The organism is Micromonospora violae, assembly GCF_004217135.1.
Taxonomy (GTDB): domain Bacteria; phylum Actinomycetota; class Actinomycetes; order Mycobacteriales; family Micromonosporaceae; genus Micromonospora; species Micromonospora violae.
This window is the reverse complement of record NZ_SHKK01000001.1, coordinates 3,269,693-3,283,150: the sequence shown is the minus strand read 5'-3', so window position 1 is coordinate 3,283,150 and position 13,458 is coordinate 3,269,693. Positions and strand designations below refer to the sequence as shown.

12 protein-coding genes are annotated in these 13,458 nt (G+C 71.4%); all 12 read left to right on the top strand.

Annotated elements, in window-relative coordinates:
- Positions 1–264: 264 nt before the first annotated feature.
- The 12 genes from EV382_RS14590 (at position 265) to EV382_RS14535 (ending at position 13,450) form a co-directional block, all read left to right on the top strand.
- Positions 265–1,119 carry a DUF1684 domain-containing protein gene (locus EV382_RS14590; RefSeq protein ID WP_130402331.1) on the top strand — a complete coding sequence of 285 codons (855 nt, stop codon included), beginning with the start codon at positions 265–267 and terminating at the stop codon, positions 1,117–1,119.
- A gap of 31 nt (positions 1,120–1,150) precedes the next feature.
- Positions 1,151–1,684 (top strand): flavin reductase family protein, encoded by a 534-nt coding sequence (locus tag EV382_RS14585; RefSeq protein WP_130402329.1) that lies wholly within the window; start codon positions 1,151–1,153, stop codon positions 1,682–1,684.
- Positions 1,685–1,723: 39 nt separating this feature from the next.
- Entirely contained in the window at positions 1,724–2,632 is a 909-nt protein-coding gene (locus EV382_RS14580) for a zinc-binding dehydrogenase (protein ID WP_130402327.1), read from the top strand.
- A 402-nt stretch (positions 2,633–3,034) separates the two neighbouring features.
- Positions 3,035–4,678 (top strand): ABC transporter substrate-binding protein, encoded by a 1,644-nt coding sequence (locus EV382_RS14575; RefSeq protein WP_130402325.1) that lies wholly within the window; start codon positions 3,035–3,037, stop codon positions 4,676–4,678.
- Positions 4,675–5,604, top strand: coding sequence for an ABC transporter permease (locus tag EV382_RS14570; RefSeq protein ID WP_130402323.1), 930 nt, complete (start codon positions 4,675–4,677; stop codon positions 5,602–5,604). The genes EV382_RS14575 and EV382_RS14570 overlap by 4 nt, the downstream gene beginning before the upstream one ends.
- A gap of 4 nt (positions 5,605–5,608) precedes the next feature.
- A complete protein-coding gene (locus EV382_RS14565; RefSeq protein ID WP_130402321.1) occupies positions 5,609–6,499 on the top strand; it encodes an ABC transporter permease in 891 nt (296 codons plus the stop codon).
- Positions 6,499–8,142 carry a dipeptide ABC transporter ATP-binding protein gene (locus tag EV382_RS14560; protein WP_130402319.1) on the top strand — a complete coding sequence of 548 codons (1,644 nt, stop codon included), beginning with the start codon at positions 6,499–6,501 and terminating at the stop codon, positions 8,140–8,142. Before EV382_RS14565 ends, EV382_RS14560 begins: the two co-directional genes overlap by 1 nt.
- Before the next feature lie 11 nt (positions 8,143–8,153).
- Positions 8,154–9,362 (top strand): LLM class flavin-dependent oxidoreductase, encoded by a 1,209-nt coding sequence (locus EV382_RS14555; protein ID WP_130402317.1) that lies wholly within the window; start codon positions 8,154–8,156, stop codon positions 9,360–9,362.
- A gap of 15 nt (positions 9,363–9,377) precedes the next feature.
- Positions 9,378–10,733 (top strand): NtaA/DmoA family FMN-dependent monooxygenase, encoded by a 1,356-nt coding sequence (locus EV382_RS14550; protein WP_130402315.1) that lies wholly within the window; start codon positions 9,378–9,380, stop codon positions 10,731–10,733.
- The gene (locus tag EV382_RS14545; RefSeq protein ID WP_244236690.1) at positions 10,730–11,245 is read left to right on the top strand and encodes a GNAT family N-acetyltransferase; all 516 of its coding nucleotides are present in this window, start codon (positions 10,730–10,732) and stop codon (positions 11,243–11,245) included. The genes EV382_RS14550 and EV382_RS14545 overlap by 4 nt, the downstream gene beginning before the upstream one ends.
- Entirely contained in the window at positions 11,242–12,309 is a 1,068-nt protein-coding gene (locus EV382_RS14540; protein ID WP_130402313.1) for an LLM class flavin-dependent oxidoreductase, read from the top strand. The genes EV382_RS14545 and EV382_RS14540 overlap by 4 nt, the downstream gene beginning before the upstream one ends.
- A 16-nt stretch (positions 12,310–12,325) precedes the next feature.
- The gene (locus EV382_RS14535; protein WP_130402311.1) at positions 12,326–13,450 is read left to right on the top strand and encodes an LLM class flavin-dependent oxidoreductase; all 1,125 of its coding nucleotides are present in this window, start codon (positions 12,326–12,328) and stop codon (positions 13,448–13,450) included.
- The last annotated feature ends 8 nt before the right edge of the window (positions 13,451–13,458 follow it).

The window sequence follows — 13,458 nt, the reverse complement described above, 5'->3', positions numbered from 1 at the left end:
CTCAAGGGCTTGAAATCCTACCTTGTTGGTAGGAAAATCGATCCCATGCTGCCCGTTCGGCTGTTCACCTCCCGTCGGGTCGTCGACCTGATGCGGGTCGCCGCGCAGCTCTGTCCCGGCGGGCCCACCCAGGCCTGAATGGGCCGCCGTCGTCCTCGCCCGCCCAGTGCCCCCGTCACCAGCCTCGCGGCTGGCACTCGGTCACGCCCGGTTTTCCCTGCATCCCGCCCGTGCGGATGTGCCCCTTCATCGAGAGGGCCCGTCATGAGCAACGTCGCCGTATCGTCCACCGCCACGGATTCCCCTGTCGCGTTCACCGAGGAGTGGCAGGAGTGGCACCGACTCCACGAGGAGGCTCGGGCCGACCGGCACGGCTTCCTCGCCGTCAGTGGTCTGCACTGGCTCACCCCGAGGCCCCAGCGGTTCCCCGACGTGCCGGGGGAGTGGCACACCGGCGAGGACGGGCCGGTGGTGGCGCTCGGCGATGGCGAGGAGCTCATCATCGACGGCCAGCAGGTTCGGGGCCGGCACGAGTTCGGGTCGATCGCCGAGCGTGCCGGCGTCACCGTGGGCATCGAGGGTGCCGTGCTGGAGGTGGCTCGCCGGGGTGGCCACGACATCCTTCGCCCCCGGCGCCCGGAACACCCGCTGCGCGTCCACTACCGGGGCACGCCCACGTACCCACCCCAGCCGCGGTGGGTCCTGAGCGGACGATTCGTGCGGTTCGACAGCCCTAGGCCGACCACCGTCGGCGCGGCCGTGGAAGGGCTCACGCACGTCTACGACGCGCCCGGCCGGATCGAGTTCGCCGTCGACGGGGTGCCGCTGAGTCTGACCGCGTTCAACGGTGCGACGCCCGGGAGCCTGTCGGTGTTGTTCACCGACAGCACGTCCGGGGTCACTACCTATCCGGCCAACCGGTCCCTGACGGTCGGCGCGCCGGACGAGCAGGGCCGGGTAACGCTGGACTTCAACCGAGCCACCAACCTGCCCTGCGCGTACACCGACTTCGCGACGTGCCCGTTGCCCCCGGCGGAGAACCGTCTGCCGGTCGCGGTCGAGGCCGGTGAGAAGACCCCGTACGAGCGGCTCGCGGACCACCCCGTCGACCGTTCGTAACCCTCCGGACCAACCCCTCGGGAGGATCGCCATGACCCAGTCCACGGACGCGCCGATCGACGCCGACATGAACGCGCTGCGGACGTTGCTGCGCCACCAGGCCAGCACCGTCACGGTTGTTACCGCTCCCGGTTCGCCGGCGGTCGGTTTCACCGCCACGTCGTTCACCTCGGTGTCGTTGGCGCCACCGATCGTCTCGTTCTGCCTGAACCTCGGCTCGTCCAGTTGGCCTGCGGTGTCCCGTGCCCGGCATGTGGCGGTGCATCTGCTCGCCCACCACCAGCAGGAGCTGGCCCGGACCTTCGCGACCAGTGGCATCGACCGGTTCGCTGGCCCCACCCGGTGGCGGACCGGCCCCGAAGGCGTGCCGATCCTCGACGACACGCTTGCTTGGCTGCTCTGTCGAGTCGTCGACCGGGTGACTGTCGGCGACCACGCCGTGGTGCTGGCCGAGCCGGAGGTGCTCCGGCACACCGACGTCGGCTCGCCGCTGCTCTACCACCGGGGGCGCTACACCGGGCTGGCCAGCGACCAGGAAGCCTCAGCCCGTCGCCCCGCCGCCTGACCGGCGGTTGCACGCCCAATCCGCGATGAGGAGGTTGTCATGCGTGCGATCGTCGCCGCTCCGGACAGCGGCGAGGGGTTCCGGCTGACGGAACTGCCGGACCCCGTTCCAGGCCCCCGGCAGGTGCTCGTCGAGGTGCGGCATGCCGCCGTCAATGCCGGCGAGATCCGTCACCTCGACGTCTGGCCGGCCGGGCGGGTGCTCGGATTTGACGCTGCGGGTCACGTGGTGCGCGGTGCCGCCGACGGTTCCGGCCCCCGTGAGGGTGACCGGGTGGTCGCCTTCGGGGCGGGTGCCTGGGCTCGCCTGGCGGCGTTCGACGTGGACAGTGTGGCCGTGGTGCCCGCCGCCGTCGACCTGGCCGAGATGGCCGCGCTGCCGATGGTTGGCCTCACGGCCCTGCGCACCTTGCGGACGTCGGGGCCGCTTCTCGGCCGCCGAGTGCTGATCACGGGGGCGTCCGGGGGAGTGGGCCGGGTCGCCGTTCAGCTCGCCCGCCACGGTGGCGCGTACGTGGTCGCGGTGGTCGGCTCCGTGACTCGTGGTGCGGGATTGACGGACCTCGGTGCCGATGAGGTGGCGGTTGGTCTGGACGCGATCGTCGAACCGGTCGACGTGGTGCTGGAGACAGTTGGTGGCGCTCATCTCGTGGCCGCCTGGGGCTTACTGGCCCCGGGCGGGGTGCTGCACAGCATCGGCTGGGCGTCCGGTGAGCCGGCCGTCTTTCCGGTGAACTCCACCTTCGCTCCGGGTGCGGCAAGGGCGCTGCGGTCCTTCGGCGACGCCACCGCCGCGGGTCCGGATCTCGCGATCCTGGCGGATCTCGTGGCGCGTGGAGCGCTGCGGGCACCGATCGGTTGGCGCGGCTCGTGGCAGCGTCTGGGGGCGGCGGCTGACGCGCTGCGGGAGCGTCGGGTGGCAGGAAAGGTCCTGCTCGATCTCGATTGAGCCGGACGGGCGTTGACTGGTGCACCGGCCAGGGGGCGGAATCCCGGTAAATCCTATCGGCCAAGTAGGGTATGCGTCAACGAATCGACGTCCCCACGTGCGATAGCTGACATCCGCCGAAGGATTCGTTGACACCATCACCGCCGTGGAGGTGGACTCGTCTCATGTCCAGCGAGCTGCGGTTGACGATCCGCGGCCACATCGACTTCGGTCGAGTGTGGTCGAGTTCCTGTCTGGCCTGACCCGGCACCCTCGCCCGTAACCCGGCCCGCCGCAATGGCCCGCCGAGGTGAGGCGCATCGCCGCGCCACCACAGCACCGTCACCGTCACCGGCCCACGCCCAGCCGCGGGGCCGGGTGTCGGCATACCCGCTTCCGCCTGCCTGGACAGGAGATTTCACCATGCCCTCGAACCGATCGCGAACTCTGGCTGCCGCCGCACTAGCCCCACTGCTCGCCGTCATTGCCGGCTGCTCCACCGGCACCACCCCTGCCGTCGAGGCGGCCGGCCAGCCCCGCTCGGGCGGCACCCTCACCTGGGCGGTGGAGACCGAGCCGATCACGCTCAACCCGCACCAGTACGCCCAGGCCAAGGCGCGCCTGCTGGTCTGGAACACCTTCGAGTCCCTGCTCACGTACGACAAGCAGGGCAAGCTGGTGCCCTGGTTGGCCACCGGCTGGCAAGCCGCCCCGGACGGGCTGTCCTACACCCTGACGTTGCGCGACGGGGTCACCTTCACCGACGGCACGCCCTTCGACTCGGCGGCCGTCAAGGCCAACATCGACAAGCTCCGGGAGCCGGGGTACGCGCCGGGCGTCGCCGCCGTGCAGTTGCGTAACCTCAAGGCCGTCGAGGCGGTCGACCCGCGCACCGTACGGCTCACCCTCACCGCGCCGGACGTGCTGATCCTCGACTTCCTCGCCTCCCCGCAGGGTGCCCAGGTCTCACCGAAGTCGCTGCGCGAGGCGAAGAACCTCAAGGCCGGCGGTGTCGACGTGGTCGGCACTGGACCGTTCGTGCTGGACCGCTACGTCCCCGGGCAGGAACTGCACTATCGGCGCAACGCCGGCTACGACTGGGCCCCGCCCACCGCGACCCACACCGGGCTGGCCTACCTCGACGGGATCACCTACCGGTTCCTCAAGGAGTCGGCGGTACGCGTCGGCGCCCTCACGTCGGGCCAGGTGCAGCTCGTCGAGGGGGTGCCCGCCACCGATCAGCCGCTGGTCACCGGCAATCGGGCGCTGCGACTGACCCGTGAGCTCAACTCCGGCTCGGCCTACTCCTACTACTTCAACACCTCCCACGCTCCCTTCGACGACCTGCGGGTCCGGCAGGCGTTCCGGGAGGCCGTCGACGTCGACACCGTGCTGAAGTCGGTCTACCGGGACACCGCCACCCGCGCCTGGAGCGTGATCAGCCCGTCCAGCCCGCTCTACGACAAGAGCGTCGAAGGCGGATACAGCGGCGATGCCGCCAAGGCCAACACCCTGCTCGACCAGGCCGGCTGGGCCACGCGCGATGCCGACGGCTTCCGGGTCAAGGACGGCAAGCGGCTCACCGTACGGCTCGTGCAGTCCGCTCCCTTCGTCCGCGACCGTCGCGACGTCCTCGCCCAGGCCGTACAAGCCGCGGTGAAGCAGAGCGCCGGCATCGACCTGAAGGTCTCCCTGGTCGACCAGGGCACCGCCCTGGAGGCCTTCGAGCGCAACGAATACGAGGTCTTCGACAACTCCCGCGCCGACACGGACGCTGGTGCCGCCCTGAACCTGCTGCTGCACTCGAAGGGCGGCATCAACCGAACCCGGGTCAACGACCCGCGCATCGACCAGCTCCTGGAATCCGGTCAGGCCACCGCCGACCCGACGAAGCGCGCCGGCGTCTATGCCGACCTGCAGCAGCAGGTCATCGCCGAGCAGGCCCTGGTCCTGCCGCTCTACGCGCCGGCCGACCAGATCGCGGCCAGCACCAGCGTCGGCGGGGTTCGCTTCGAGCCCACCGCCGGCGTCCCCGCCAGCGCGTACGACCTCTGGATCAGCAAGTGACAGCCACGCGGGCGGCGGCTCGCCGGCTCGGTGCCGGCCTGGTCGTCCTCTGGGTCGCGGCCACCGCCGCCTACCTGGCGCTGCTCGCCGCCCCCGGTGACACCGTGGACACCATCGTCGGCGACGGTGCGGACACCCCGCAGATCCGTGCCCAGATCATCACCGAGTGGGGCCTGGACCGGCCCGCCATCGTTCAGTACCTCGACTACCTACTGCGGCTCGTCAACGGCGACCTGGGCCGCTCCTACCTGCTACAACGACCCGTCGCCGAGGTGATCGGCGAACAAATCGCACCTACGCTCACCCTCGCGGTCGCCGCCGCCGGCCTAGGTGTGCTGCTCGCACTGCTCATCGCGGTCGCCACGGCCGGGGACCGCCGGCCGTGGCTGCGGCGGGCCAGCTCCGGCGTCGAACTGCTGCTGGTATCCACCCCGCCGTTCCTGATCGGGATCGTGCTGCTCAGCGTGCTGTCGTTCCGGTACGGCCTGTTTCCGGTCTCCGGCGACCAGGGCATCGGCGCGCTGGTGCTGCCCGCCGTCACCCTCGCGCTGCCCATCGCCGGGCTGCTCGCCCAGGTGCTCCGCGACGGGATCGACCGGGCGCTCGACGAGCCGTTCGTGCTCACCGCCCGATCCCGAGGGGTACGGGAACGTACGGTCCTGCTGCGGCACGCCCTGCGACACGCGCTGCTGCCCGCCGTCACGCTCGCCGGCTGGCTCTTCGGCATCCTGCTCGGCGGCGCGGTCATCGTCGAGCAGGTCTTCGGCCGACCCGGTCTCGGTCAGGTCACCCTGACCGCGGTGACCAGCAAGGACATGCCGGTGGTGCTGGCGGTCGTCACCCTCTCCGCAGCCGTCTACGTCGTGGTCAACACCGCAGCCGATCTGACGTACCTGCTGGTCGACCCACGCCTGAGGAGGAGCTGATCCGATGACTGTCACAGTGAGCCCGCTCTCCGCCGACGCCCCCACGCTCACCCCCGCCAACCCGGCCCTCCGGTCCGCACGTCGACGGTCCCTGCCGCGGCCCGGTGTGCTCACCGCCGGGGCGTACCTGATCCTGCTGGTGGTGGCGGCGGCCTGGCCCGCCGCACTGGCCCCCGGTGACCCGCTCGCCGCCGACCCGCTCGGCGTGCTCTCGCCGCCGAGCGCGGCGCACTGGTTCGGCACCGACCATCTAGGCCGCGACGTCTGGACGCGGGTGGTGCACGGCGCCGGACACTCGCTCACCATCGGCGTGGCCGCCACCGCGATCGCGGTGACCGGTGGCGTGCTGCTCGGCCTGCTCGCCGGCCTCGCGCACCGGGTCGCCGACGAGGCGCTCAGCCGCACCTTCGACGCGGTATCGGCGTTTCCCCTTCTGCTGTTGGCACTGCTGTTCATCGCCGTCGCCGGGCCCGGCACCGTCAGCCTGATCGTCGCCATCGGCATCGCCACCCTGCCGCACCACGCCCGGGTGGTCCGCGGTCAGACGATGCTCGTCCGCCGCGCCACCTACGTCGAACAGGCCGTCACCTTCGGCCTGTCGCGGCCTCGGCTGGTTCGGCGGCACGTGCTGCCCAACGTGGTCGGCCCGGTGCCGGTGCTCGCCGTGATCGGGCTCGGTGAGGCGATCCTGGTCGCCGCCGGGCTCAGCTTCCTCGGCATGGGTCCACAGCCACCGTCGCCGGAGTGGGGCGCGATGCTCTCCGAGGGGCGCAACTACCTCCAGGTGGGCTGGTGGATCAGCATCCTGCCCGGCCTGGCGGTCACCGCCACGGTGGTGTCGCTGACCGTCGTCGGCCGGCACTGGCAGGCACGTTTCGACGGGCGGCGGCGCTGATGGCCACCCTGGTAGCGGTCGAGGACCTGCACGTCGACTTCGACACCCCGACCGGTCGGGTGGAGGCGGTGCGCGGGATCAGCTTCGCGGTCGAGCGCGGCGAGTGCGTGGCCATCGTCGGGGAGTCCGGCTCCGGCAAGAGCGTCACCGCACGTACCCTGGTCGGTCTCGCCGGCCCGGCTGCGCAGGTCCGCGCCACTCGTCTCGAACTGGCAGACCAGGACGTGCGGAGCTACCAGCCACGGGACTGGCGGCGGGTCCGTGGCCGGCTCGCCGGGCTGGTCCTGCAGGACGCGCTGGTCTCTCTCGACCCGCTACGGACGGTGGGCGCCGAGATCGGTGAGGTGCTCACCGCCCACGGCATCGTCAGCCGCCGCGAACGGGCCGGTCGGGTCGCCCACCTGCTCGACCAGGTTCACCTACCGGAGCCCGAGCGCCGGGCCCGGCAGTATCCGCATCAGCTCTCCGGCGGGCTGCGGCAACGGGCACTGATCGCCTCCGCGATCGCCGGTGAGCCGGCGCTGCTCATCGCCGACGAGCCGACCACCGCGCTCGACGTCACCGTGCAGGCGCAGATCCTGCGGCTGCTCGCCGAGCGACGCGCCGCCGGGGTGAGTCTGCTACTGATCAGCCACGACCTGGCCGTCGTCTCCCAGGTCGCCGACCGGGTCCTGGTCATGCGCGACGGCCGGATCGTCGAACACGGCCCCACCGACCGGCTGCTGCGGGCACCGACGCATCCGTACACCCGGCAGTTGCTGGCAGCGGTGCCATCGGCGACGTCGCGGGGCCGCCGGCTCAGCGCCGTGACCGAGGTGTCGCCGGGCGCGGCCCCGCCGGTGCGGCCCGCACTGCCCACCCGGCCCGAGATCCGCCCCGACGACACGGTGCTCGACGCTGGCGGGCTGACCAAGAGGTACGGCGACCAGACCGTTGTCCGGAACGTGTCGTTCTCCATCGCCCGGGGTGAGACGCTCGGCCTGGTGGGAGAGTCCGGCTCCGGCAAGAGCACCGTGGCCCGGATCGTCGCCGGTCTGCTCGACGCCGATGCGGGCATCGTCACCTTCGAGGGGACGCTCTGGGCCGGGGTGCCGGAGCGGGCCCGCCGCCCGTTGCGGCGCAAGTTGCAGCTGATCTCACAGGACCCGCTGAGCTCCTTCGACCCCCGCTACACGGTCGGTCGGGTCGTCGCGGAGAACCTCGACCTCGACGTCGGGCGATCGGACCGCCGCGATCACGTCGTCGACCTGCTGCGCCGCGTCGGCCTCGGTGCCGACCTGTGTGACCGGCATCCTCGTGAGCTCTCTGGCGGGCAGCGGCAGCGAGTGGCGATCGCCCGCGCGATCGCTCCCCGACCGGCTTTGATCATTTGCGACGAGCCGGTGTCCGCCCTCGATGTCTCCGTGCAGGCCCAGGTCCTCGACCTGCTGGCCGAGCTGCGTGCCGCCGACGGCACCGCCCTGCTCTTCATCTCCCATGACCTGGGTGTGGTGCACCACCTCAGCGACCGGGTGCTGGTCATGCACGACGGGGAGGTGGTGGAGCAGGGCCCGGTCGGCGACGTCTTCACCTACCCCCGCCACGACTACACACGGTCCCTGCTCGACGCGTTGCCAACGCTCGTCACCGCCGGCCGACCGTAGGAGGAACAACCATGACTGAGAAGACCCTGCACCTGGCCGTCGCTCTCGACGGTCTGGGCTGGCATCCCGCCGCCTGGCGGCTGTCGCGCGCCGACGCAACCGCGCTCCTGACCGCCCGCTACTGGAACACCCTCGCCGGTGAGGCGGAACGTGGCGCACTGGACCTGCTCACCATCGAGGACAGCCTCGGCCTCCAGACGTCGGGTCCCGACGGCCCCGACGGCCGCCTCGACCAGGTCCGGGGACGCCTCGACGCCGTGCAGATCGCGGCCCGGCTCGCCCCGCTGACCCGGCACATCGGGCTGATCCCGACCACCAGCACCACCCACACCGAGCCGTTCCACGTCTCCAGTGCGGTGGCCACGCTCGACCACGTCAGCGGCGGGCGGGCCGGTTGGCGGCCTCGGGTCTCGGCTACACACGCCGAGGCCGGGCACTTCGGTCGCCGCGACATCCCGCCGCTGGACCTTTCCCGGCTCGACGAGCCGGAAACCGTTCAGCTCGTCGGCGACCTGTTCGCCGAGGCCGGTGACGCCGTGGAGGTGGTGCGCCGGCTCTGGGACAGCTGGCAGGACGACGCCGTCATCCGGGACGTGCCGACCGGCCGGTTCGTCGACCGGGAGCGGCTGCACTACATCGACTTCACCGGACAGTGGTTCTCCGTCAAGGGCCCGACAATCGTGCCCCGGTCTCCGCAGGGGCAGCCGGTCGTCGCCGCGCTGGCCCACTCGTCGGTGCCGTACGCGTTCGCCGCCCGGCACGCCGATATCGTCTTCGTCACGCCGGTCGACACTGAACACGTTGCCGCGATCGTGGCCGAGGTGCGGGCGGCCGAAGAGACGGTCGGCCGGACCGACGCCCCGCTGCGCGTCCTCGCCGACCTGGTCGTGCTGCTCGACGAAACACCGACGCTGGCCCGGCGCCGCAGAACCCGCCTCGACGAGCTGCACGGCGAGGAATTCACGTCGGATGCGGCCACCTTCGCCGGCACTCCGGGACAGCTGGCCGACCTGCTCGCCGACTGGCACCGGGCCGGCGTGGACGGTTTCCGGCTGCGACCCGCCGTGCTCCCCAACGACCTGACCGCGATCACCCGAGTTGTGGTGCCCGCGCTGCGCGACAGGGGTCTGTTCCGTGCCGGCTATCCCGGCGGGACGCTGCGTGACCTGCTCGGCCTGCCCCGACCGGCCAGCCGCTACGCCGTCGCGGCGACCGCCTGAGCTGAGGAGATCATCATGCCCAAGCAGGTCATCCTGGCCGCGCACTTCCCCGGCGTGAACAACACCACCGTGTGGAGTGACCCGGCGTCCGGCAGCCAGATCGACTTCTCGTCCTTCGTCCACCTGGCCCGCACCGCCGAGCGCGGCAAGTTCGACTTCCTCTTCCTCGCCGAAGGGCTGCGTCTGCGCGAGCAGCGGGGCCGCATCCACGACCTGGACGTGGTCGGCCGCCCGGACACGTTGACAGTGCTCGCCGCCCTCGCGGCGGTCACCACTCACCTGGGTCTGGCCGGCACACTCAACACGACCTTTCGGGAGCCGTACGAGTTGGCCCGGCAGTTGGCCAGCCTCGACCACCTCTCCGGCGGGCGGGCCGCCTGGAACGTCGTCACCACCTCGGACGCGTTCACCGGCGAGAACTTCCGCCGGGGTGGCTACCTCGACCGCGCGCTGCGCTACGAGCGGGCCGCCGAGTTCGTGCGTACTGCCCGGGAGTTGTGGGAGTCATGGCCGGCGGAGGCGATCGTGGGCGACCGGGACGGCGGCCGGTACATCGCGGAGGCCAGCCCCGGCGCCTTCGCCCATCGGGGCGACCAGTTCGACATCGCCGGGCACTTCACGGTGCCGCGCAGCCCTCAGGTGCACCCGGTGATCCTTCAGGCCGGAGATTCTCCGGACGGGCGTGAGTTCGCCGTGTCCAGCGCCGACGCCATCTTCTCCCGGCACGGCACTCTGGAAGCCGGTCAGGAGTTCTACCGGGACGTGAAGGCCCGGCTGGCCCGGTACGGCCGTCAACCCGACGACTTGAAGATCATTCCCGGGGTCACCTTCGTGCTCGGGGAGACCGACGCCGAGGCGCAGGAACGCGCCCACCACATCCGTCGCCAGCAGGTCAGCCCGCAGACCGCGATCCTGCTGCTCGAACAGCTCTGGAACCGGGACCTGTCCGGGTACGACCCGGAGGGCCCACTGCCCGCCGAGGACCCGGACGTCTCCGGCGACGCCATCAGCCGAGGCCGGGCCGGCATGCACCCCGACCCGGTCGACACCGCTCGGCAGTGGCGGGCCCTGGCCGAGGAGAAGGGCCTCGGCATCCGCGACCTGATCATCGAGGTCACCGGCCGACAATCCTTCGTGGGCACTGCGCAGCAGGTCGCCGAACGGATGAACCACTTCGTGCAGTCGGACGCCGCCGACGGGTTCATCCTGGTGCCGCACCTGACCCCAGGCGGCCTGGACGAATTCGTCGACCAGGTCGTTCCGCTGCTGCAGGAACGCGGTGTCTTCCGCGCCGACTACACCGGCACCACCCTGCGCGACCACCTCGGCCTCGGCCCCGCCCGCCCGGTCACCGAGGCCGGTGCGATGTGAGCACGCCGGTCACCGTCTGCCGCCGCCGCTGGGACGACCCGGACGCCATCGCCCTGCGCGCGGCCATGACCGGGGAGATGCGCCAGCGGTACGCGGACCGCCTTGCCGACCCGATCCACCTGCCGGACGCGCAGGCCGTCGCCCCGACCTCGGTGGCCTGGACCGGTGTGGCGTACACCGCCGACGCCACGCCGGTCGGGCACGCCGCGCTGCGCTGGCACGGCCCCGACCTGGAGCTCAAGCGGATGTACGTGCTGCCCGCGCACCGGGGGCGCGGTGTCGCTCAGGCCCTCCTCGACGCGATCCGGGAGACCGCCGGTCAGCTCGGCGCGGCGCGGATCGTCCTGCAGACCGGTGACCGCCAACCCGACGCGGTCCGCCGGTACGAGCGGGCCGGCTACCGGCCGATCCCGGTGTTCGCCCCGTACCACGTGTTGCCGTACTCCCGCTGCTTCGCCCTGGTGGTGCGGCCGACCCTGACCCTGCCCGCGAAAGTGACGGCCCTCGCGTGAAGTTCCTGCTGATAACGCTCATCACCCACCTGCCCGATCCGGTCACCGGCCAGCGCAGGAGCACCACCGAGCGGTTCCGGGAAGTGGTCGACACGGCCGTGCTGGCCGAAGAGCTCGGGTTCGACGGGTACGGCGTCGGTGAACGGCACGAGCGCCCGTTCATCTCGTCGTCGCCGCCGGTGGTGCTGAGCCACATCGCGGCCCGTACCTCCACCATCCGGCTGTTCACCGCGGTCACCACGCTCAGCCTGCTCGATCCCGTCCGCGCCTATGAGGACTACGCCACCCTCGACCACCTCTCCGGCGGCCGACTCGAACTGATCATCGGCAAGGGCAACGGCGCCGCGCAGGCGCAACTGTTCCATGTGACCGCCGAGGACCAGTGGGACCGCAACCGGGAGGGCTACGAGCTGTTCCGCCGGCTCTGGCGGGAGGAGAAGGTCACCTGGTCCGGGGCGTACCGGCCGTCGTTGACCGACGCCGAGACCTGGCCCCGGCCGCTGCAGAAGCCCATCCGGGTCTGGCACGGCAGCGCCACCAGCCGAGACTCCGTCGACCTCGCCGCCCGCTACGGCGACCCGATCTTCTCCGCCAACGTCACCAACCCCATCGAGCCGTACGCCGAACTCATCCGCCACTACCGGGAACGGTGGGTCCACTACGGGCACGACCCGGCCCACGCCCTCGTCGGTGCCGGCACCGCGGGCTTCTACGTGGCCCGCACCTCCCAGGAGGCGATCGAACGGTATCGGCCGATCTTCGATGCCCGGGTTGCCGCGTTCCGGCGGCTCGGCGTACAGCCGGTCTTCGGCACCCTGGAGGACGCCATCGACCGCAGCTCGATCCTGGTCGGCAGCCCGCAGCAGCTCATCGACAAGGTGCTGCGCTATCACGAGCAGTTCGGCCACGAAGTCATCCATCTTCAGGCCGACCACGACGGGCTGACCGACAAACAGCACCGGGAGAGCCTGGAGCTGTTCCAGGCCGAGGTGGCGCCGGTGCTGCGCCGGGAGATCCCCAGCCGCCCCTTCCTTGCGCCGGTGACCGCCTCCGCGGCGGTCTGACCAGAAACGGGACACCATGCCGTCAACTCCACTGTCCATTCTCGATCTGTCTCCGGTGCCCGCCGGCGGCACCGTCACTGATGCCCTCCGGAACACGGTCGACCTGGCCCGTCGGGCCGAGCAGTCCGGCTACCACCGTTACTGGCTGGCCGAGCATCACCTCGCCGCCGGGGTGGCCAGCTCCGCGCCGGCCGTGCTCATCGGGCAGGTCGCCGCGGCCACCAGCGCCATCCGCGTCGGCTCCGGGGCCGTCCAGGTCGGTCACCGCACCGCCCTGTCGGTCGTCGAGGAGTTCGGCACCCTCGCCGCGCTGCACCCCGGCCGCATCGACCTCGGGCTCGGTCGCTCCGGGCAGCGGCGGGTCGAAGCCGCCCGGGAGATCGCCGCGCCCACCCCGCCACCGGTCCAGGCCCGGGTGGTCGACGGGCTGCTCATTCCGCCGCCGTTCTCCTACGCCCAGGTGCTCGCCTCACCGCGTTTCGCCCTGAGCAGCGCCCTGCTGCACCAACCGGGCGCCCAGCCACCGCCGTTCGCCGAACAGGTGGCCGACGTGCTGGCCCTGCTGCGCGGTGACTACACCGACGCCGACGGCCTGGACGCGCACGCCGTTCCGGGGGAGGCCACCGATCTGCAGCTGTGGCTGTTGGGCAGCAGCGGCGGGGAGAGCGCCCACCTCGCCGGGGCGTTGGGCCTGCCCTTCGCTGCCAACTACCACGTCAGCCCCTGGTCTGTCCTCGACGCGGTGGCCGCCTACCGGGCGGCGTTCCGACCGTCCGCGGCGCTCGCCAAGCCGTACGTGGTGGTCTCCGCCGACGTGGTCGTCGCCGACACCGACGACGAGGCACGCCGGCTCGCCACACCGTACGGACCGTGGGTGCGTAGCATCCGCAGTGGCGAGGGTGCGATCCCCTTCCCAACCCCGGAACAGGCCGCACAGCTGCCCTGGACCGAAGATGATCGTGAGTTCGTCGCCGACCGGGTGGACACCCAGTTCGTCGGATCACCCGGAACGGTCGCTGAGCGGCTGCACACGCTCCGCACCGTCACCGCCGCCGACGAACTGCTCGTCACCACGATCACTCACCGACACGCCGACCGGGTCAGCTCCTATGAACTGATCGCCAAGGAGTGGAACGACTGACCCGGCGA